Source organism: Streptomyces sp. NBC_00386, assembly GCF_036063235.1.
In the GTDB taxonomy this organism is placed as follows: domain Bacteria; phylum Actinomycetota; class Actinomycetes; order Streptomycetales; family Streptomycetaceae; genus Streptomyces.
On the sequence record NZ_CP107950.1, the window covers coordinates 4,875,613 to 4,893,937 of the forward strand.

General features: G+C 68.6%; 17 protein-coding genes. 10 read left to right on the forward strand and 7 right to left on the reverse strand.

All coding sequences use genetic code 11. From position 1 onward, the window contains the following. Nucleotides 1-7: 7 nt before the first annotated feature. Nucleotides 8-385: a phage holin family protein gene (locus OG780_RS21440; protein ID WP_328450554.1), complete on the reverse strand. Its 378-nt coding sequence runs from the start codon at nt 383-385 to the stop codon at nt 8-10. An 81-nt stretch (nt 386-466) separates the two neighbouring features. Here OG780_RS21440 and OG780_RS21445 point away from each other — a divergent pair, with 81 nt between their 5' ends. The 4 genes from OG780_RS21445 (at nt 467) to OG780_RS21460 (ending at nt 2,979) form a co-directional block, all read left to right on the forward strand. Continuing rightward, complete coding sequence (locus OG780_RS21445; protein WP_326786790.1) at nt 467-784, forward strand: cupin domain-containing protein; 318 nt, start codon at nt 467-469, stop codon at nt 782-784. 165 nt (nt 785-949) lie between these two features. Continuing rightward, nucleotides 950-1,162 (forward strand): DUF5326 family protein, encoded by a 213-nt coding sequence (locus OG780_RS21450; protein ID WP_326786791.1) that lies wholly within the window; start codon nt 950-952, stop codon nt 1,160-1,162. 541 nt (nt 1,163-1,703) lie between these two features. Then, complete coding sequence (locus tag OG780_RS21455) at nt 1,704-2,441, forward strand: IclR family transcriptional regulator (protein WP_443062187.1); 738 nt, start codon at nt 1,704-1,706, stop codon at nt 2,439-2,441. 100 nt (nt 2,442-2,541) lie between these two features. Then, entirely contained in the window at nt 2,542-2,979 is a 438-nt protein-coding gene (locus tag OG780_RS21460; RefSeq protein WP_326786792.1) for an SsgA family sporulation/cell division regulator, read from the forward strand. 83 nt (nt 2,980-3,062) lie between these two features. On the opposite strand, the gene OG780_RS21465 is transcribed toward OG780_RS21460, so the two are convergent. Continuing rightward, complete coding sequence (locus OG780_RS21465; RefSeq protein ID WP_328450558.1) at nt 3,063-4,568, reverse strand: YibE/F family protein; 1,506 nt, start codon at nt 4,566-4,568, stop codon at nt 3,063-3,065. A 219-nt stretch (nt 4,569-4,787) separates the two neighbouring features. On the opposite strand from OG780_RS21465, the gene thiC reads away from it, so the two are divergent. After that, nucleotides 4,788-6,608, forward strand: a complete 1,821-nt coding sequence (gene thiC, locus OG780_RS21470) for a phosphomethylpyrimidine synthase ThiC (RefSeq protein ID WP_328450560.1) — start codon at nt 4,788-4,790, stop codon at nt 6,606-6,608. Nucleotides 6,609-6,665: 57 nt separating this feature from the next. Here the strand turns inward: thiC and OG780_RS21475 are convergent, their stop codons facing one another. Together OG780_RS21475 and OG780_RS21480 are read right to left on the reverse strand one after the other, a co-directional pair. Continuing rightward, on the reverse strand, nt 6,666-7,061 hold the full coding sequence (locus OG780_RS21475; RefSeq protein WP_328450562.1) for a VOC family protein: 396 nt from the start codon (nt 7,059-7,061) through the stop codon (nt 6,666-6,668). After that, a complete protein-coding gene (locus tag OG780_RS21480; protein WP_328450564.1) occupies nt 7,058-7,420 on the reverse strand; it encodes a DUF1801 domain-containing protein in 363 nt (120 codons plus the stop codon). The genes OG780_RS21475 and OG780_RS21480 overlap by 4 nt, the downstream gene beginning before the upstream one ends. 226 nt (nt 7,421-7,646) lie before the next feature. Here OG780_RS21480 and OG780_RS21485 point away from each other — a divergent pair, with 226 nt between their 5' ends. After that, the gene (locus OG780_RS21485; RefSeq protein ID WP_328450566.1) at nt 7,647-8,591 is read left to right on the forward strand and encodes a LysR family transcriptional regulator; all 945 of its coding nucleotides are present in this window, start codon (nt 7,647-7,649) and stop codon (nt 8,589-8,591) included. Then, nucleotides 8,588-10,066, forward strand: a complete 1,479-nt coding sequence (locus OG780_RS21490) for a VWA domain-containing protein (RefSeq protein ID WP_328450568.1) — start codon at nt 8,588-8,590, stop codon at nt 10,064-10,066. Before OG780_RS21485 ends, OG780_RS21490 begins: the two co-directional genes overlap by 4 nt. 270 nt (nt 10,067-10,336) lie before the next feature. Here OG780_RS21490 and OG780_RS21495 read toward each other — a convergent pair whose 3' ends face one another. The 3 genes from OG780_RS21495 to OG780_RS21505 form a co-directional block, all read right to left on the reverse strand. Next, nucleotides 10,337-11,197, reverse strand: coding sequence for a hypothetical protein (locus tag OG780_RS21495; protein ID WP_328450570.1), 861 nt, complete (start codon nt 11,195-11,197; stop codon nt 10,337-10,339). A 180-nt stretch (nt 11,198-11,377) separates the two neighbouring features. Next, a complete protein-coding gene (locus tag OG780_RS21500; RefSeq protein WP_328450572.1) occupies nt 11,378-12,520 on the reverse strand; it encodes a metallophosphoesterase in 1,143 nt (380 codons plus the stop codon). 202 nt (nt 12,521-12,722) lie between these two features. Beyond that, nucleotides 12,723-13,835, reverse strand: coding sequence for a LacI family DNA-binding transcriptional regulator (locus tag OG780_RS21505; RefSeq protein ID WP_328450574.1), 1,113 nt, complete (start codon nt 13,833-13,835; stop codon nt 12,723-12,725). Between the two features lie 477 nt (nt 13,836-14,312). Between OG780_RS21505 and hisC the strand changes: the two genes are divergently transcribed. From hisC to cydB, 3 genes are all read left to right on the forward strand, one after another. Next, nucleotides 14,313-15,389, forward strand: a complete 1,077-nt coding sequence (gene hisC, locus OG780_RS21510; RefSeq protein WP_328450576.1) for a histidinol-phosphate transaminase — start codon at nt 14,313-14,315, stop codon at nt 15,387-15,389. A 398-nt stretch (nt 15,390-15,787) separates the two neighbouring features. Then, nucleotides 15,788-17,296 carry a cytochrome ubiquinol oxidase subunit I gene (locus OG780_RS21515; RefSeq protein WP_328450578.1) on the forward strand — a complete coding sequence of 503 codons (1,509 nt, stop codon included), beginning with the start codon at nt 15,788-15,790 and terminating at the stop codon, nt 17,294-17,296. 20 nt (nt 17,297-17,316) lie between these two features. Then, complete coding sequence (gene cydB, locus OG780_RS21520; protein ID WP_328450580.1) at nt 17,317-18,324, forward strand: cytochrome d ubiquinol oxidase subunit II; 1,008 nt, start codon at nt 17,317-17,319, stop codon at nt 18,322-18,324. Nucleotide 18,325: the final 1 nt, after the last annotated feature.

The window sequence follows — 18,325 nt, forward strand, 5'->3', positions numbered from 1 at the left end:
AGTCTTTTCAGTCGCCGTCGGGCAGCACGACGTTGAGCGCCCAGGAGACGACGGAGATGATCAGGCCGCCCAGGACGGCGGTCCAGAAGCCCTCCACGTGGAAGCTCAGGTCGATCTTGTCGGCGACCCACGAGGTGAGCAGCAGCATCAAGGCGTTCACCACAAGGGTGATCAGGCCGAGGGTGAGGATGAAGAGGGGAAAGGTCAGCACCTTCACGACCGGCTTGACCAGGAAGTTCACCAGTCCGAAGACCAGTGCGACGATGAGGAGCGTGCCTATCTTCTTGCCCGTGCTGTCGCCCGTCAGGGTGATCTTGTCGAGCAGCCAGACGGCGACGGCCAGGGCCCCCGCGTTGGCGAGCGTCTTGACTACGAAATTCTTCATGTGTCTGATCGTGGCAGAGAGATCGACTGGCCAGAAGAGGCTGTGGAAACAGCCTGCGACGCACAAGAGCGGACGAGGGCGATGAAGGCATTCCGGCTGGATGAACTGGAGGCGGAACGCGCCGCCAACGACGGTGCCTACCTGCAGTTTCTGCGTGAACGGAACATGTCGGTCGGGCTGTACGCGCTCGACGCGGGCGCCCTCGATCCGCAGAAACCGCATGCCCAGGACGAGGTGTACTTCATCGTCAGCGGGCGGGCGTCGATCACCGTCGGCCTGGAGACCACTCAGGTGGCCCGGGGCAGCGTCGTCTACGTTCCCGCCGGGGTCGCCCACAAGTTCCACCACATCACCGAGGATCTGCGGGTCCTGGTGGTGTTCTCTCCGCCCGAGAGCTGACCCCGCGTCTCAGGGTTCCCTAGGGGGACGGTCAGGGGAGGACAAGGGATGCGAGGTCACCGTACGGCCCCCTCCCCGGCCTAGCATCGGGTGCGAGACATCAGAGAACCCGGAATCAGTGTCCCGGTGTCGGGGCCACGGGCGAGGAGAGGTAAGGACAGGGCGATGCAGGAGATCTTCAGCGGTATGCCGTGGTGGGTGAAGTGGGTCGCGGTGCCGGTCATCGCCCTCGTGGTGTTCGGCGGCCTGATAGCGAGCGTCGTCGGGTTCGTCATCGGCCTGCTCTTCAAGCTGCTCGTCTTCGTCGCGCTGGTCGGCGGGCTCATCTTCATCGTGCGGAAGTTCATGTCGGGTTCCTCCTCGCGCAGCGACTGGTGAGGCGCCGGAGGGCGAGCGACAGGTAACGGCGAAAGGGGAAAGGGAACCCAAGGTTCCCTCGGCAGGGGGAAGTTTCCGGTGAGGCCGCGTATGAGCGGTGACGGCCCGTTAGAGTCCGGAACTCGACGCGGGGCCGACCCCGCGGGCAGCGCACAGCCCTCCCGTGACTCCCCGCACGGGCGGTCCTCCTCGCTCTTCGGAGTGCCCCTTGGCCACGGTTGACACCGCACCCGCACCATCCGTCGCTCCACCCTTCCGGCGACCGGGTACGCCCGCGGCGGCACGCGTTCCGCCGGCCCAGCCGCGTACCTCGCCGGGGGAGCCGTCCCTCTCGCACAGCCCGTCGGCTTCGCCCAGAGGGTCGGCGCAGCCCCGGAACCCGACAGCGGAGGAACCCGCCCGGCGCACCGCGCCGGTGGAAGGGCGCACCGGGCCGGCGGCGACTGGCGGTCCACTCCGACCGGCCACGGGGACGGCGCGGCAGGCCCGCGCCCTTTCCGCTGAACCGGAAGCCGCTCCCCTGGACTCCCACACCACCACGTTGATCGGCTCGGTCCAGCGCGCGATGCGTCTGCTGGAGGCCGTCGCCTCGCGTGAGCAGGGCGCCCCCGCCAAGCAGCTCGCCCGGGAGGCGGGGCTGGCGTTGCCGACCGCCTACCACCTGCTGCGCACCCTGGTCCACGAGGGCTATCTGCGCCGTGACAGAGGGCTGTTCTTCCTGGGCGAGGCCGCCGAGCGGCTGAGCAGCAGCGGAGCCCGGCAGAAACGTCGCAGCACAGTGAGGGACACCCTCGCGCACTGGCGCGACGCGATCGGCGCACCCGTGTACTACGCGGTCTACCGCGATGGTGAGATCGAGGTCATGTGTGTCGCCGACACCTCGGCGAACCCGGCGGTCGAGGAGTGGGCCGACTTCCGCGAGACCGGGCACGCCCACGCGGTCGGCCAGTGCCTGCTGGCCCAGCTGGACGACAAGTCCCGGCGTGACCACCTCGACCGCTACCCCGTGCGGGCGCTCACCCCGTACACGGTGCGTGACGAGGACCGGCTGCTGCGGCGTCTGGAACGGACGGGCCGGATGGAACCGGTGATCGAGCGGCAGGAGTACGCGCTGGGCACGGTCTGCGCCGCGATCCCGGTCACCGTGGGCAGTTCGGCCGCGGTGGTGGCCTTCTCCCTCCCGTCCCATCAGGGCGACCGGCTGATGCCCGTGGCACGGCAGCTGCAGAACGAGGTCGGCCGGCTGCTAGGAACACTCGCCATCTCTATCAGTATCTGAAAACTCACTCCTTGTAATGCGGCATGCACGTTGAGCAATATTTCAGCAGTGTCAGGTGGGACGAATCCTGGCCAGTCGACGGTAAACGACGGGGTAGGCGATGCGTGAGTCGGTGCAGGCAGAGGTCATGATGAGCTTCCTCGTGTCCGAGGAGCTGTCCTTCCGCATTCCTGTCGAGCTGCGATACGAGACCTGTGATCCGTACGCCGTGCGGTTGACCTTCCACTTGCCCGGCGACGCGCCCGTGACCTGGGCGTTCGGGCGGGAACTGCTCGTCGACGGGGTGGGCAGGCCCTGTGGTGACGGCGATGTGCACATCGCTCCGTCCGACCCGGAGGCGTTCGGCGAGGTGCTGATCCGGCTTCAGGTCGGCGGCGATCACGCGCTGTTCCGGTCCGGGGCCGCGCCGCTCGTCGCGTTTCTCGACCGGACGGACAGGCTTGTGCCACTCGGGCAGGAACGCTCCCTCGAGGGTTTCGACACGTCCCTCGACGCGGTGCTCGACCGCATCCTCACGGAGGAGCAGAGCGCGGGCTGAGCGTCGGCGGCCCGCGGAGCGGCGTAACGCTTCCTCACAAGGGACGCCTGTGCAGGATGGTTTCCGCGCTGTCGCGGGACGGCTCAGTGCTTGCGGCGGCGTCCCTTCCCGCTCCGTGCCGGCGTCCTGTCAGCCGCGGGCTGTGCGGGGACGGGCGTGCCGCCTTCGCGGTCCGCGGCGACCACCAGCGCGGCCAGCGCGGTCGTCACGGGCACCGCGGCGACCAGACCGATCGATCCGACCAGCGTGCGCACGATCTCCTCGGCGACCAGTTCGCTGTTGGCGACGGTGCCCACGCTGCTCTGGGCGATCGAGAAGAGCAGCAGCAACGGCAGCGCCGCGCCCGCGTAGGCCAGGACGAGCGTGTTGACGACCGACGCGATGTGGTCGCGGCCGATACGGATGCCCGCGCGGTACAGGCCGCGCCAGCCCATCGTCGGGTTCGCCTCGTGCAGTTCCCAGATCGCGGACGTCTGCGTCACCGTCACATCGTCCAGGACACCGAGCGAACCGATGATGACGCCGGCCAGCAGCAGGCCGCTCATGTCGATGGACGGGTACAGACCGTGGATCAGGCCGGTGCTGTCGTCGGTGTTGCCGGTCAGTACGGCCCAGTCGATGAAGACCGAGCCGAGGAGCCCGATCAGCACCAGGGAGAGCAGGGTGCCGACCACCGCCACGGACGTCCGGGCCGACAGACCATGACACATGTAGAGCGCGATCAGCATGATCGCGCTGGACCCGACGACGGCCACGAGCAGCGGGTTCGAGCCCTGCAGGATCGCGGGCAGGATGAAGAAGTTCAGGATCACGAAGCTGATGGCCAGGGCGACCAGGGCCATGATGCCGCGCATCCGGCCGATCACCACGACGACCACCGCGAAGATCACGGCGAGCAGTGTCAGGGGCAGCTTCCGGTTCGCGTCCGTGACCGAGTACTGGAGGTCCTTGGGGGCGGAGGGTTCGTACGCGACGACGACCTTCTCGCTCTGGTGCAACTGCCGTGACTGATCGGGCTGAACGATCTCGGTGAACGTGCGGCCCTTGTCCTTACCGGTGTCGATGCGGACGGTCGCCTTCTTGCACTCTCCCCCCGCCCCGGACTGAGCGGAGGGATCCCCGGCGGAGGAGGTGCCGCCCGTCGCGGTTCCCGAGGAGGCGTTCACGGACTTGCAGTCCACCTGGTCGATCTTCGTGACCGTCGCCTGCTGGGTCTGCCGGTCGAACCCGACACCGGTGCGCTCGTGGGACGGCGCGCCGCCGGGCCACAGCACCACGAGACCCACCACGACCGCGGCCGCGAAGGGGATCAGTACCGCGGCGATGACCTTGCGCAGCTGCTTGGAGACCGGCGCGGCGGGACCGTGGCTGTGGGAATGCCCGTGTCCGGTGCCCACGGGCTCGTTGTGCCCGCGGCGGGGACCCGGCCCGTGACCGTCGCCCGAACCGTGATGATCACCGCCCGGTCCATGGCCGTGGCCGTGCTCTTGCTCGTGACCGACAGCGGAGCCATGCCCACGGCCGTCGTCGGAGCCGGGACGGCGCGGTGGCTCGGGCGGGGGGAGCGGGTGCTGCCGGGTCGTCGTCACCGCCCGATCATCGCAAGAACGTCAAGGGCCCTCTGTTCACCGCGCCAAACATGACGCTAGCGTGGGGGCACCTTTGCACACGCGGGAGCTCGGAGCACCGGGCTGAGAGGGCGCTGACCTCCGTCTTCGCGATGTTTCACATGAAACATCGGCGACGGAAGCCGCTGCGTCGACCGCTGAACCTGTTACCGGGTAATGCCGGCGTAGGGAGTAGGTCTCATGACCGACAAGGATGTACGCACGCCTGTCTCCAGTCGGACGGACGGGGTTTCCCCGCCGTCCCCGAACGGCCAGGACGGGCAGTCCATCGGCTGGCACAAGGCATACGTCGGGGGTACCCGCCCCGATCTGCGGGTGCCGGTTCGCCAGGTGCACCTCACCAACGGGCAGTCCGTGACGCTGTACGACACTTCTGGCCCGTACACCGATCCGTCCGTCGACACCGATGTGCGCAGGGGGCTGACGCCGCTGCGGGAGAGCTGGATCATCGCCCGCGGAGACACCGAGGAATACGCGGGCCGTCCCGTCCGTCCCGAGGACGACGGGATCAAGCACACGTCCCCGCGCGGAGGGCTGCGCAATCTCGACGCGGTCTTCCCCGGCCGGCCGCGCCAGCCGCGCCGGGGGCGGGCCGGGCAGGCGGTGACCCAGCTCGCCTACGCGCGACGCGGTGAGATCACGCCCGAGATGGAGTTCGTGGCGGTCCGTGAGAACGTCGCCCCCGAGGTGGTACGGGAGGAGATCGCCGCGGGCCGAGCGGTGCTGCCCGTGAACGTCAACCATCCGGAGATCGAGCCGATGATCATCGGCAAGCGGTTCCTGGTGAAGGTCAACGCCAACATCGGCAATTCCGCGGTGACTTCCTCCATCGAGGAGGAGGTCGACAAGATGACCTGGGCGACCCGATGGGGCGCCGACACGGTCATGGACCTGTCCACCGGACGCAACATCCACACCACGCGTGAATGGGTGCTGCGCAACTCTCCCGTCCCCATCGGCACCGTGCCGCTCTACCAGGCGCTGGAAAAGGTCGACGGCCGTGCCGAGGAGCTGACCTGGGAGATCTACAAGGACACCGTCGTCGAGCAGGCCGAGCAGGGCGTGGACTACATGACGGTTCACGCGGGCGTGCGCCTCGCGTACGTGCCGCTCACCGCGAACCGCAAGACCGGCATCGTCTCGCGCGGCGGCTCGATCATGGCCGCCTGGTGCCTCGCGCACCACAAGGAGTCGTTCCTGTACGAGAACTTCGAGGAACTCTGCGAGATCCTCGCCGCGTACGACGTCACCTACTCGCTCGGCGACGGGCTGCGGCCGGGTTCCATCGCGGACGCCAACGACGCGGCGCAATTCGCCGAGTTGAGGACGCTCGGGGAACTCAACAGGGTCGCGAAGCGTTTTCAGGTACAGACGATGATCGAAGGCCCGGGACATGTCCCGATGCACAAGATCAAGGAGAACATCGACCTTCAGCAGGAGATCTGTGATGAAGCTCCGTTCTATACCCTCGGTCCGCTGACGACGGACGTCGCGCCGGCGTACGACCACATCACTTCCGGCATCGGTGCCGCGATGATCGCCTGGTGGGGCACGGCCATGCTCTGCTACGTCACGCCCAAGGAGCACTTGGGCCTGCCCGATCGTGACGACGTCAAGACCGGCGTCATCACCTACAAGATCGCCGCCCACGCAGCCGACCTCGCCAAGGGGCACCCAGGTGCGCAGGAATGGGATGACGCGCTCTCCGACGCCCGCTTCGAGTTCCGGTGGGAGGACCAGTTCAACCTGGCTCTCGACCCGGACACGGCGCGGGAGTTCCACGACCAGACGCTGCCGGCCGAGCCCGCCAAGACGGCCCACTTCTGCTCCATGTGCGGGCCGAAGTTCTGCTCGATGAAGATCAGCCAGAACATCAACGAGCGGTTTGGCGGTGACGTGGCCGACGGCGCCTCAGCTGAGGAGATCTCCGAGGGCATGCTTCAGAAGTCCCGGGAGTTCGCCGAGGCGGGCAACCGCGTGTACCTGCCGCTGGCCGACTGAGCCGGATCACGGGGGCGCGGTCCGGGGCGGACACCCGGACCGCTGCCCTCGGCACGGTCACGGTGTGACGTCCTGCGGGTACCAGCGCAGTTCGACGGTGTTGCCGTCCGGGTCCTGGACGTAGACCGAGGTGGCGTTGCCGCGCGCGCCGAAGCGTTTCACGGGCCCCTCGAGCACGGTGAAGGATCCCGACGCGATGACCTGGTCCCAGTCCAGAGGTTCCACGGTGAGGCAGATGTGGTCGACGTTGGACCCCCCACGGCTGTGGGCGGTCAGGTCGATGATGGTTTCGGCCGTGACCCTCACCGACGGGAACGGGGCCCGGCCGTGCCGCCATTCGTCGACGCGCACGGGTTCGAGGCCCAGAAGTCCGGTGTAGAAGGCCAGGGACCGTTCGACGTCCTCGACATTGAGGACCAGGTGGTCGAAGGCCTTCACGCGCAGGGCGGTCATGTCGTCTCCAGGGCGATGGCGTGGCGAAGCCACGCGCTGAACAGGGCGGGGTCGATCTCGTCGGCACGGCCGAGCTTCACGGAGGCCATCCGGCGGGCTCCGGCGACCAGCCGGCCCGATGGATCGGCCACGTCCTGGCCGCGCCAGAGGCCGAAGGTGACGTAGGACGTGGAAGCCTTGAGCAGGCAGACCGGGGCCCGCCCCGGCTTGTCCCCGAGGCTCCAGGTGGGATGGCCGTGCCACAGCGCGCCGGAGTCGTCGGGAAGGGCCGAGTCGATGACGTGCCTGGTTCTCTCGCCGATGTCGCGCAGCGGGCCGTCGAGACCGTTCAGGTAGACGGTGATGTCCGAGGAAGTCATGTGGGTCCCCGTTCGGGAAGTGCGTGATGGGTGCGGTGGAAGTGGTGGCGTGGCGGGCGTGGCGGTGGGCGGAACCGGGCGCGGAGGTGCTGTCCGCTCGGCCGGCCGGGGCCTTGGCGGCTCTCCCGCGGCCGGGTGGACGCCTTCTACGATCCGCCGCGAGACGGACGCCATCAAGGCATGATCGCTGTACGACCGTTGAGTCAGATTTAACGCCGGGGGTTTCATGCTGGAGCGGCTGGAGACCGAGATCTTTCTGACGCTGGCCGAGGAACTGCACTTCGGCCGGACCGCCGCGCGGCTGCTGATCACGACCGGGCGCGTCAGCCAGGTGATCAAGGCACTGGAGCGCAGAGTCGGAGCCTTGCTGTTCGAACGCAACAGCCGTTCCGTCCGGCTCACCGCGATCGGCCGGCAGCTGGCGGACGACCTGGCGCCCCTGGTCGCCGGGATGGAAGGGGCGCTGCGAAGGGCGGCCGACGCCGGCCGGGGCGTCACCGGAGAACTGCGGGTCGCCTTCCTCGGCGAGTGGACGGCGCCCACGCTTCTCAAGGCGGTCGCCCTGTTCGGTGAACGTCACCCGGACTGCCGTGTCGACGTGCGGGAGGTTCAGCTCTCCAACTCCCGGGCGAGTCTGCTGGACGGTTCGGTCGACGTGCTGCTGGCCTCGTTCCCCTTCGACGGCATGGCCTGCGGACCCGCACTGCTGCGGGAGAGACGGGTCCTGGCCGTCGCGGCAGGTCATCCGCTGGCCGGCGAGGAACGGCTGTCCCTCGAGGTGCTCGCGGACCATCCCGTGGTGCAGTACCCCCGGGTGACCTCGGCGGCGTTCAAACGGGACCGCACACCGGACCACACCCCCTCGGGCAGGACCGTTCCGAAGGGGCCGGCCGGCGGGTCGTTCTCCGAAATGCTGACCCTGGTCGCGATGGGGCGGGGCGTCCTCCCGGTCGGGGAGCACTCGCGGCACTACTACCCGAGGCCCGACGTCGCCTACGTACCCCTTCACGACGCACAGCCGATCGAACGGGGACTGGTGTGGATGGAGGGCAACACCACCGAGCGGCTGCGCGCGTTCGTACGGGCCGCGACGGACGCGGCCGGCTCTTCCCGCGCGCGGGCGTATCGGCCGGACCCACCGACGGCTTCTCCAGGGAGACTGGGCGCATGACACCGACATCGATGAGCAAGGGTGCCAACCTTCCCGTCGCCGCGCAGGAGGTGCGGGTCGTACTCGGCTGGTCAGGAGGCCCCGGTGCGCCGGACGCCGATGCCTCGGCCCTGCTGCTCCGGGCGGACGGGCGGGTGCGCGACGACGGTGACTTCGTCTTCTACAACCAGCCCCGGCATGCCTCCGGCGCCGTGCGCCACTCGGGCAAGCGGCGGGAGGGGGACGGGACGACGGACACCGTCGAGGTGGATCTGCGTGCCCTGGAGCCGGAGATCCAGCGCGTGGTCCTGGGCGCCTCCGCCGACGGGGGCACCTTCGGCCAGCTGTCGGGTCTGAGACTGAGGCTGTTCGATGCCGTAACCGGGGAGGAACTGGCGTTCTTCGAGATGGAGGCGACGACGGAGACGGCGTTCATCGGAGGCGAGCTGTATCTGCGGGGCGGTCAGTGGAAGTTCCGCGCGGTGGGCCAGGGGTACGCTTCCGGGCTCGCGGGCCTGGCCACCGACTTCGGGATCAGCGTGGACGAGGAGCCGGGCACCGCGGGGAGCGCGGACGTCGGAGCCTCCGCAGCGGCACCGGCACCCCCGCCGGTCCCCGCACCCCCGACCGCGCCCGTCCCCCCGGCACCCCCGTCGGCACCGGCACCCCCGACCGTGCCCCTCCCTCCCGCGCCCCAGACGCCCCCGGCCCCGGCTCTCGGCTCGGCTCCTCGTCTCGTCAAGGGCGAGGAGCGGCTGCCCGTCGACATGCGCAAGCGGCTCTCCCTGCGCAAGGAGCAGGTGGCGGTCAGTCTGCGCAAGCACGGGGCGGTGGGTGTCAGGGCCCGCGTCATCCTGGTCCTGGACGCCTCCGGGTCGATGTCGTTCCTGTACTCCAAGGGCGTCGTGGCCGATGTGGTGGAACGGATGGCCGCGGTGGCGGCCCAACTGGACGACGACGGGGAGATGCAGGCGTGGACCTTCGCGTCGAACCCGGCCCGGCTGCCGGACCTCGCCCTGGGCGATCTGCCGGATTGGCTGGAGCGCCATGTCCGGGTGGGTGAACTGACCTTGTTCAGAAGGAAGAAGCCGAAGAAGGGCCTGCTGCCGGGACAGGTGGACATGCGGGCGGTCGGCATCCAGAACGAGGAGCAGAAGGTGATCGCCGAGGTCCGGACGTTCGTCCGCGAGCACCCGGCCGCCGATCCCACCCTGGTGCTCTTTTTCTCCGACGGAGGCGTCTACCGCAACAAGGAGATCGAGAAGGAGCTGCGGGAGGCGGTGGACGAGCCGGTCTTCTGGCAGTTCGTCGGACTGGGGCGCTCCAACTACGGCGTTCTGGAGCGGTTCGACACCCTGCCGGGCCGGCGCGTCGACAACGTGGGCTTCTTCGCGGTCGACGACATCAGCGACGTACCGGATCCGGAGCTCTACGACCGGCTGCTGTCCGAGTTCCCGTCGTGGACGAAGGAGGCGCGGCGGCTGGGCATCATCTGAGGCACCCGAAGACAGCGCATGACGCCTGCAGGACGCCCCCAGGCCGCCCGGAGGCGGGTGTGGAGAACCGCCGGCGCCGAGGCCGGAACGCCCGCGCCGCAGCCGTGAACGGGAGGGACCGGTGCCCGCGGCGGGCCGCGGGCAGGGCCCTGCCATGGCCGTACGGACGCGCCCGCGGCAGCCGGAAAGGGCCGCACCGGCAACGGTGTACGGGCCCGCGCACCCGCGCGGGCCCTTTCCTGCCTCTGACCCGGCCGTCGGCCGGCCGGGTCACTCGGGCTGGTGTTCAGGTCCCCCGAAGTCCGGGCTGGTGAAGTCCGGACTGGAGAAGCTCGGGCGCGAGCCTGCCGCCGGTCCGTCCTCGGGGCTGCTGAACCCCGGCCTGCCGTAACCGAGGTGGGGAATACGGCTGGGGGCCGGTGCGGGGCGGCTCAGTGCCGCCGAGCCCGGGTCCGCGAGGGCTTCCCGGAGGAACGGCATGATGCCGCGCTCCAGCAGGGCATCACGCCAGGCCTCCTTGGCCCGGGTGACCTGTCCGGTCAGCTCGTCGCCCGCTTCGGCCTGGAGGGAGGACGAGCTGTTGCGCAGGGCGGTCAGCAGCAGTCCGGCCGCGGCGACCAGAATGGCGGCCGCCGTGATCGCGCCGAAGACCCATCCGGTGGTCAGGAGGGTTCGGGCGACGGTCGGCTCAGGATCGAGCATCCTCAGGGCATAGCCCACGAGCAGAAAGATCACCGCTGCCGTCCCGGCGAGGACGGGGGCGAGCACCGCGACGACGGCGACCGCGCCTGCTCCGGCGGTCTCGGTGACCTCCCCCACGGTGGCGGCGAGCCCCAGCACGGTCGTGCCCGGCTCCGTGGAGCCGGTTTCCTCGCTCACGACAGCGGACCGCACCGGCCGGCGCAGTTCGCTGCGGATCTTCACGTAGTGCGCGTACTCGTCCGACGCGGCCGTCGTGATGAGGGCTGTGGCGTTGAGCGCCATGGTGCGCAGTTGTTCGAGGTTGAGCCGCTGGCCGACAGCGGCGAGTTCCGGGCGGTGTGGTGCGGAGCGCAGCGCCTCATCGAGGATCCGCTCGTATTCCTGGCGGTCCTCGCTCAGCAGGTGCTGCGGAACGCTGTTCATCTGCATCCCCCGATGCTCCGTAGGGCTGGTGGCTCGCACGCTGACGAGCCGTTGGGCAGAAACGGAGGGGAGCCTGCTACGGATAAGCCGATGGTAGAGCGGTGACGGCACGCCGTGACAGGGGGTTTCCAGAAATTGGCCCCTGTCCGCAGCGGTCTGTCCGCCGGACGCCTGCCCGGTGAACGCTCAGATATCCAGGGGAAGTTGTTGGACCAGCAGCTTTCCGGCCATGGTCACTCCACCGTCCATCGCGATGGCCAGACCGTCGGCGTAGACGTGCGGTCCTTCGATCACGGGACCAGCTCCGGCCTCGCCGTCCTCCGGTCCCACCTCGCCCAGAAGGTACGGAATAGGGCTGTGGCCGTGGACGATGCGCGTGCCGCCATACAGGTCGAGCAGTTCGTGGACCGCCCCGGCGCCGTCGTCGCGGAAGGCGAAGCGCCGGGTGAACTTACGGAAGAGGTCCCAGCAGTCCTCGGCGTCGTTGCGGGTGAGGGTTTCGCGGACGGTGTCGTTGACCGCTTCGATGGAGTCGCCGTAGTCGAGGTAGGCGGTGGTGTCGGAGTGCACCAGAAGGTGTCCGTCGACCAGCTCCATGGCGTCGAGGCGGGCCATCCACTGCAGATGGTGGTCCTGGAGGCGGTCCATGTCCGTCTTCTGACCGCCGTTGAGCAGCCAGGCGGCCTGGAAGGTGGCGGTGCCCGCGCCGGAGCTGACGGGGGTGTCGCCGAACCGCTTGGCGCCGAGCAGCAGCAGCTCGTGGTTGCCCATGAGCGCCTTGCAGTAGCCGCCGGCCGCGGCCGCCTCGGCGGACAGCCGCATCACGAGGTCGATCACGCCGATGCCGTCCGGGCCGCGGTCGGTGAAGTCGCCGAGGAACCACAGGCGCGAGGTGCCGGCCGACCAGTTCCCGGCGGCGTCGACGAGGCCCTTGGCCTGGAGGGCGGCGACGAGCTGGTCGAGGTAGCCGTGCACGTCCCCGACGACGTACAGCGGGCCGGGTCCGGCGCCCGGCGCCGGGACGGGCGCGCCCGACGGGTCGACGGCGACCTGCCGCGTGTCGCCGCGGTTGATGACCGGCAGATCGCGCTGCGTGGGCGTGTACCCCTCGGAGAACCCTTCCGGGAACTCCGCAGGAGCCTTCCCGGACGTGTAGGGGGAGGACTCTCCCGACGCGTACCGAGCGTTCTCCCCGACGGGTCCGGCGCCCTCGCCATGAGGCGTGTTCTGCGCATACGGACCGGTCTCGTGGACGTACCCCGGTACCCGGAAGTCGCGCAACGTCGCCGTCCGCACCACCTCGGGTCCCTGACCGGCCCCCTGAGTCATCGACCCCTCCACCACCATCGCGCCGCATCTGCACCGGTTCGGACTGCCTGGTCGCAGCGGCCCGCGGTGTCGTCCGCCCATCATAGGAATGCGGATCGCGCCATGTGATGACCCAGGGGTGGTGAATCGGAACAGGAGCCCAGTTCACCGCGGTTTTCGCCCGAATTGGGCGGGGCTCGCCCCGCCCAAGCCGGATCCGGCCTCAGCCCTGCTCGGGTGATCGGGGCGGACTGACGGTCGTCCGGGGCGAACGGCGCTGCGACGAGGTCCGCACGATCAGCTCCGTCGGTATCACCTGCTCGACCGGTTGGTCCGATTCGACCCCTTCGATGGCGTCGATCAGCAGCTGGACGACGGCCGTGCCGATTCTGCGCGGTTTGAGGGAGAGGGTCGTGACGGGCGGCTCGGTGCTGGCGTAGACGTTCGACTCGCTGCAGCACACCAGCAGCAGGTCGTCGGGTACGCGCAGACCGTAGCGGCGGGCGGCGGCCAGCAGGTCGGTGCCGTTCGGGTCGAAGAGGCCGTAGACGGCGTCCGGGCGGTCGGGCCGGGCGAGGAGCCGGTCGGCTGCGACGGCCCCCGCGCACGGATCGTGCGCGGGATAGGCCTCGTACACCGGATCCTGGCCCACGCGCTCGCACCAGCGCAGGTATGCGGTGGTGGAGAGGTGGGTGTACGTGTCCGTGGTGGTCCCGGTGAGGAGGCCGATGCGGCGGGCGCCGGCGGCGGCCAGGTGGTCGAGGATGCCGAGGACGGCGGCCTCGTGGTCGTTGTCCACCCAGGCGGTGACCGGGAGCGATCCCGCGGGCCGGCCGTCGGAGACGACGGGCAGCCCCTGGCGGACCAGCTCGCTGACGACCGGATCCTGGTCGGACGGGTCGATGACCACGGTTCCGTCCAGGGCGACGTTCGACCACACGTCGTGGCGGGAGGTCGCGGGGAGGATGACCAGGGCGTATCCCCGGGCGAGCGCGGCCGAGGTGGCGGCTCTGGCCATCTCGGCGAAGTACGCGAACTCGGTGAAGGTGAAAGGTTCATCCCCGTACGTGGTGACGGTCAGGCCGATCAGGCCGGACTTGCCGGTACGGAGGGTTCGGGCCGCGGCCGAGGGGCGATAGCCCAGCCGGTCGGCGACTTCGCGGACATGGCGTCGGGTGGCGTCCGGGAGCCGCCCCTTGCCGTTGAGGGCATCGGACACGGTTGTGATGGAGACCCCTGCTGCCGCGGCTACGTCTCTGATGCCCGCCCGGCCCGGCCGACCGCCTCGGCGGGAGGTCTCCGCCCGGCTCACCTGGTGCTTCCCTGCTGCTGTCATGGCGAGCCGATAGTAGGGCTCATACGGTGGGGTAGTGCGGACGCATATGCGCACGTTGACAGGCACGTTTCTGCATGATCGATAGCGTCTAAATCCCTTTGAAGTGAAGGTAGTTGACCGATCCCATCCCGATACGTGACTTGTCGACGCGTATGGACCTGCCAAGCGGGCCATGTTTCGAAGAGGTCTCAACTCACCTGTACGAGGGATGCGCGCCACGGCGTGAGCCACCGGCGCATGTGATAGTCGCCGACGCGCCCCCTTTCGTACGACTTCGTACGGGGACGGCCGCCGGGCCGTGCGACGGCGACGGCCGGGACCGGTGCGGCCGGCGTGCGTGGATGATCACCCGGCCGGGCACGAGGTGGTGTCAGGTTGTCCACAGGCCATTCGCAGCGGCGCGGAATCCTCATAAGGTGAGAAGTATTAGGAGCCGGTGGTGGTCATGAGCCGCTGGTGGTCACGAGGAGGACTGCGGTGAGCGACACGAACCCCAAGCTGCGTGCCGAGCTGGCGGGTATCCCCACCTACAAGCCCGGCAAGCCCGCCGCCGCCGGCGCTGTGGCGTACAAGCTGTCCTCCAACGAGAACCCGTACCCACCGCTGCCCGGCGTGGTCGAGAGCCTGGCCGCGGCGACCGGTTCGTTCAACCGCTACCCGGACATGGCGTGCACGGGGCTGGTCAACGAGTTGGCGAACCGTTTCGGCGTCCCCGCCTCCCACGTGGCGACGGGCACCGGCTCGGTCGGCGTCGCGCAGTCGCTGCTGCAGGCCACGAGCGGTCCCGGTGACGAGGTCATCTACGCCTGGCGGTCCTTCGAGGCGTACCCGATCATCACGCAGATCAGTGGGGCGACCTCGGTGCAGGTGCCGCTGACCCCGGGCGAGGTGCACGACCTGGACGCGATGGCCGACGCCGTCACCGACCGGACGCGGCTGATTTTCCTCTGCAATCCGAACAACCCGACCGGCACCGTGGTCCGCCGGGCCGAGCTGGAGCGGTTCCTGGACCGGGTGCCGAGCGATGTGCTGGTCGTGCTGGACGAGGCGTACCGCGAGTTCATCCGTGACGCCGAGGTGCCGGACGGTGTGGAGATCTACCGTGACCGGCCCAACGTCTGTGTGCTGCGCACCTTCTCCAAGGCGTACGGGCTGGCCGGTCTCCGGGTCGGCTTCGCCATCGCTCACGAGCCGGTGGCGGCCGCGCTGCGCAAGACGGCCGTGCCGTTCGGCGTGAGCCAGCTGGCCCAGGACGCCGCGGTGGCGAGCCTGCGGGCCGAGGACGAACTGCTCGGCCGGGTCGGCTCCCTGGTCTCCGAGCGCACCAGGGTGGTCGACACGCTGCGCGGTCAGGGCTGGACCGTGCCCGAGACGCAGGCCAACTTCGTCTGGCTGCGCCTGGGGGAGCGCACCCTCGACTTCGCCGCGCACTGCGAACAGGCCGGTGTCGTCGTGCGTCCCTTCGCGGGCGAGGGTGTCCGCGTCACCATCGGTGAGACCGAGGGGAACGACATCTTCCTGAAGGCGACCGAGAGTTTCCCCAAGGGGCTGTAGCCGCACGGCGGACCAACTGTCCACCGGGACAGGCTTGGCCGTCACTCGTGAGGCATCCGCCGGTGAGTCCGGAGAGAGGCCCGTACGCGTCGACCGCGTACGGGCCTCTCGGCGTACGCGGTGCAGACGGGGCGGAGGCCGGCGTCGGCCGGGCGGGTTCGGGCGTCACTCACGCATCCGGGCTGCCCGGTTTCTCCGGTCCGGAGCCCCTCGGGTCCGGGTCGGGGCCCCTCGGTCCCAGTTAGGGACCCCCCGCCCCTCCTCCCTCGAACGGGCATGCGTCATAATTGCTTGTGAATGTGAACGCGTTCACAAGCGTGTCCTGTTGATCCCGTGATGTCTGCTACGAAGCGGGCAAACTGCCGCTGTGACCACGGCGACGTAAGGAGACTGACGACGTGGAATTGGCTTTGGCGCCAGAGACCATGGCGCGATGGCAGTTCGGAATTATCACCGTCTACCACTTCTTCTTCGTACCCCTGACGATCTCGCTCGCAGCGCTCGTCGCCGGCCTGCAGACCGCCTGGGTGCGTACGGAGAATCAGAAGTACCTCAAAGCCACGAAGTTCTGGGGCAAGCTCTTCCTGATCAACATCGCGATGGGCGTCGTCACCGGCATCGTCCAGGAGTTCCAGTTCGGCATGAACTGGTCCGCCTACTCACGCTTCGTCGGTGACATCTTCGGTGCGCCGCTCGCCTTCGAGGCGCTGATCGCCTTCTTCTTCGAGTCCACCTTCATCGGGCTGTGGATCTTCGGCTGGGACAGGCTCCCGAAGAAGCTCCACCTCGCCTGCATCTGGATGGTCTCCATCGGCACGATCCTGTCGGCGTACTTCATCCTCGCGGCCAACTCGTGGATGCAGCACCCCGTCGGCTACCGGATCAACAAGGCGAAGGGCCGCGCCGAACTCACCGACTTCTGGCACGTGCTGACCCAGAACACCGCGCTGGCCCAGGCGTTCCACACCCTCACGGCGGCCTTCCTGACGGGCGGCGCCTTCATGGTGGGCATCGCCGCGATCCACCTGGCCCGCAAGCGGCACGTCGCCGTCATGAAGACCTCGCTGCGGCTCGGCCTCATCACCGTCGTCATCGCCGGTCTGCTCACGGCGATCAGCGGCGACACCCTCGGCAAGATCATGTTCAAGCAGCAGCCGATGAAGATGGCCGCCGCCGAGGCGCTGTGGGACGGTCAGGACTCCGCGCCGTTCTCGATCTTCGCCTACGGAGACGTCAGCAAGGGCCACAACACCGTCGAGCTGTCCATCCCGGGGATACTGTCGTTCCTCGCCGACGACGACTTCAACTCGTACGTCCCCGGCATCAACGACACGAACAAGGCCGAGCAGGAGAAGTACGGTCCCGGCGACTACCGCCCCATCATCCCGGTCACCTTCTGGGCCTTTCGCTGGATGATCGGCTTCGGCATGGCGTCCTTCGCGATCGGTATCGTCGGACTCTGGCTGACCCGCAAGAAGTTCATGCTGCCCCAGCACCTGAGGGTCGGCGAGGACGAGGCACCGCATCTGGTTCTGTTCAAGAACAAGGCACTCGGCCCGAAGCTCACCAAGTGGGGCTGGCGCATCGCCATCTGGACCCTGGCGTTCCCTCTGATCGCCAACTCCTGGGGCTGGATCTTCACCGAGATGGGCCGTCAGCCGTGGGTCGTGTACGGCGTTCTGCAGACCCGGTTCGGCGTCTCCCCCACGGTCTCGCAGGGCGAGGTCATCACGTCGCTGACCGTCTACTCGCTGATCTACGCGATCCTCGCGATCATCGAGGTCAAGCTGCTCGCGAAGTACGTCAAGGCGGGGCCGCCCGAGCTCACCGAGTCCGATCTCAACCCGCCCACCAGGATCGGCGGCGACTCCAGTGACGCCGACAAGCCGATGGCCTTCTCCTACTAGGCTCAGGGAGCTGCTGAGTCATGGAACTTCACGACGTCTGGTTCGTCCTCATCGCGGTCCTCTGGACCGGCTACTTCTTCCTGGAGGGCTTCGACTTCGGAGTCGGCATCCTCACCAAGCTGCTGGCTCGCGACCGCACCGAGAAGCGGGTGCTGATCAACACGATCGGCCCCGTCTGGGACGGCAACGAGGTATGGCTGCTCACGGCCGGCGGTGCGACCTTCGCCGCCTTCCCCGAGTGGTACGCCACCCTCTTCTCGGGCTTCTACCTGCCCCTTCTGATCATCCTGGTCTGTCTGATCGTGCGCGGTGTCGCCTTCGAGTACCGGGCGAAGAGGTCCGAGGAGCACTGGCAGCGCAACTGGGAGACGGCGATCTTCTGGACCTCGCTGATCCCGGCGCTCCTGTGGGGTGTGGCCTTCGCCAACATCGTGCGCGGAGTGAAGATCGACCGGAACTTCGAGTACGTGGGCAACTTCTGGGATCTGCTCAACCTGTACTCGATCCTCGGCGGTCTGGTCACGCTCACGCTGTTCACCTTCCACGGGGCGGTGTTCGTCGGCCTCAAGACGGTGGGAGACATCCGGGAGCGGTCGCGGAAGCTCGCTCTGAAGGTCGGCCTGGCGACAGCCGTGCTGGCGCTGGTCTTCCTCATCTGGACCCAGGCCGACAGCGGTGACGGCGCGTCGCTGGCCGCGCTGATCGTGGCCGTGGTCGCCCTCGTCGCGGCGCTGGCGATGGTCAACGCAGGGCGGGAGGGATGGGCGTTCATTCTCTCGGGGCTGACCATCGTGGCCGCCGTCGCGATGCTCTTCCTGTCGCTCTTCCCGGACGTCATGCCGTCCTCGCTCAACGCGGACTGGAGCCTCACGGTCACCAACGCCTCGTCGAGTCAGTACACCCTGAAGATCATGACCTGGTGTGCCGTGATCGCCACGCCGATCGTCCTGCTCTACCAGAGTTGGACCTACTGGGTGTTCCGCAAGCGCATCGGCACGCACCACATCGCCGTGGACGTGTCGCACTGAA

Bases quoted from the DNA above. Each gene is read 5' to 3' on its own strand.
- OG780_RS21440 (WP_328450554.1), bottom strand. From the start codon at position 385: ATGAAGAATTTCGTAGTCAAGACGCTCGCCAACGCGGGGGCCCTGGCC.
- OG780_RS21445 (WP_326786790.1), top strand. From the start codon at position 467: ATGAAGGCATTCCGGCTGGATGAACTGGAGGCGGAACGCGCCGCCAAC.
- OG780_RS21450 (WP_326786791.1), top strand. From the start codon at position 950: ATGCAGGAGATCTTCAGCGGTATGCCGTGGTGGGTGAAGTGGGTCGCG.
- OG780_RS21460 (WP_326786792.1), top strand. From the start codon at position 2,542: ATGCGTGAGTCGGTGCAGGCAGAGGTCATGATGAGCTTCCTCGTGTCC.
- thiC (WP_328450560.1), top strand. From the start codon at position 4,788: ATGACCGACAAGGATGTACGCACGCCTGTCTCCAGTCGGACGGACGGG.
- OG780_RS21475 (WP_328450562.1), bottom strand. From the start codon at position 7,061: ATGACCGCCCTGCGCGTGAAGGCCTTCGACCACCTGGTCCTCAATGTC.
- OG780_RS21480 (WP_328450564.1), bottom strand. From the start codon at position 7,420: ATGACTTCCTCGGACATCACCGTCTACCTGAACGGTCTCGACGGCCCG.
- OG780_RS21485 (WP_328450566.1), top strand. From the start codon at position 7,647: ATGCTGGAGCGGCTGGAGACCGAGATCTTTCTGACGCTGGCCGAGGAA.
- OG780_RS21490 (WP_328450568.1), top strand. From the start codon at position 8,588: ATGACACCGACATCGATGAGCAAGGGTGCCAACCTTCCCGTCGCCGCG.
- OG780_RS21495 (WP_328450570.1), bottom strand. From the start codon at position 11,197: ATGCAGATGAACAGCGTTCCGCAGCACCTGCTGAGCGAGGACCGCCAG.
- OG780_RS21500 (WP_328450572.1), bottom strand. From the start codon at position 12,520: ATGACTCAGGGGGCCGGTCAGGGACCCGAGGTGGTGCGGACGGCGACG.
- OG780_RS21505 (WP_328450574.1), bottom strand. From the start codon at position 13,835: ATGACAGCAGCAGGGAAGCACCAGGTGAGCCGGGCGGAGACCTCCCGC.
- cydB (WP_328450580.1), top strand. From the start codon at position 17,317: ATGGAACTTCACGACGTCTGGTTCGTCCTCATCGCGGTCCTCTGGACC.